The organism is Kitasatospora sp. NPDC057512 (genome assembly GCF_042802135.1).
GTDB lineage: Bacteria > Actinomycetota > Actinomycetes > Streptomycetales > Streptomycetaceae > Kitasatospora.
In genome coordinates this window covers 1-1,456 of sequence record NZ_JBHVET010001205.1, presented here as the reverse complement: position 1 = coordinate 1,456, position 1,456 = coordinate 1, and the positions used below count along the sequence as shown (strand labels likewise).

Sequence of the window (1,456 nt, the reverse complement as noted above, 5' to 3'; positions counted from 1 at the left end):
CACCAGGACGGCGCCGGCGGCGGCCACCGCGAGCGGACGCAGAAGGCTGGTCTTCGCCATGTTCCTCGGTTCTCTCGTCAGCTGACGCGGTGTCGGACCGCGCCGTTCGAAGATCACTATCACCGGACCGGGCGGTTGCTGGCAATGTGAACCGGTTCGCCCGCATTTCGCGTTGTCAGTGGCGGTTTCGGCGCGGTCGGAGGCGGTCGGGCGCGGTCGGGCACGGTCGGAGGCGGTCGGGGGCGGCCGCACCGTCCGTTTCCCGCTCCGGGGCCAAGGTTTCACCTGCTGTCGTCTGCCCGCGACGACCCGGGGGCCCCATGCTGTTCGGGCGCTTCCGCGCACTCCGGTGCGCCCGCCGCACCGGTCTCCCCCTCGCCGACCACGGAGCGTCCCCACGCTCCGGCCCGGCCGGCGGGGCCGGGGCGGCGTCCTGCCGCCTGCCAGGCCGTCTCCTACCCGAGGAATTGTCATGACTTCGTCCACAAAGCCCCTGAGCCCCCGCTCCCGCCGCACCGCGACCGCGATCGGCTCCGCCGTCGCCCTGCTCGCCGCCTCCGCCGGCCTGTGGGCGGCCACCGCCCCCACCGCCCAGGCGGCCGCGCTGCCCGCGCCCGACCACATCGTCGTCGTGGTGATGGAGAATCACGCCTACACCCAGGTCATCGGCAGCAGCAGCGCCCCGTACCTCAACAACACCCTGAAGGCGGGCGGTGCCAACCTCACCCAGTCCTTCGGCATCACCCACCCGAGCGAGCCGAACTACTACGCGCTGTTCTCCGGCTCCACCCAGGGCACCGTCGACGACAGCTGCGTGACGGTCGGCGGCTTCCAGGCGGCCAACCTGGCCTCCGAGGTCATCGCCGCCGGCAAGACCTGGGCCAGCTACAACGAGTCCCTGCCCAGCCAGGGCAGCACCGTCTGCAGCAGCGGCAACTACGCCCAGAAGCACAACCCGTGGTTCGGCTTCGGCAACGTCCCGGTCAGCTCGGCGAAGACCTTCGCCCAGTTCCCGACCGACTACAGCACCCTGCCGAACGTCTCCTTCGTGGTGCCGAACCTCTGCAGCGACATGCACGACTGCTCGGTCGGCACCGGCGACACCTGGATCAAGAACAACCTGGGCGCGTACGCCACTTGGGCGCAGACCCACAACAGCCTGCTGGTCGTCACCTTCGACGAGGACAACAAGCTGTCCGGCAACCGCATCCCGACCCTGGTCTACGGCGCCCACGTGACGCCCGGCAGCAGCAGCGCCACCACCTACAACCACTACAACGTGCTGCGCACCCTGGAGGACCTGGCCGGCACCACCGGCCACGCGGGCAACGCGGCCTCCGCCGCCGACATCACGGGCATCTGGAACTGACCTGCGGTGATCGGGACTTGACCCCGGTTCGGGTTCGAGCCCGCGCCTGATCCCGAGCCCGAGCCCGGGCCGGTGGCCGTTCGGTCG

At 70.7% G+C, this 1,456-nt stretch carries 1 protein-coding gene; it reads left to right on the top strand.

The window, feature by feature from the left end:
• The first annotated feature begins 472 nt into the window (after window positions 1-472).
• Complete coding sequence (locus tag ACFU6K_RS38940; RefSeq protein WP_380671395.1) at window positions 473-1,369, top strand: alkaline phosphatase family protein; 897 nt, start codon at window positions 473-475, stop codon at window positions 1,367-1,369.
• Window positions 1,370-1,456 lie beyond the last annotated feature (87 nt).

Excerpts from the sequence above, each read along its gene's own strand:
- ACFU6K_RS38940 (WP_380671395.1), top strand. The coding sequence starts at position 473 with ATGACTTCGTCCACAAAGCCCCTGAGCCCCCGCTCCCGCCGCACCGCG.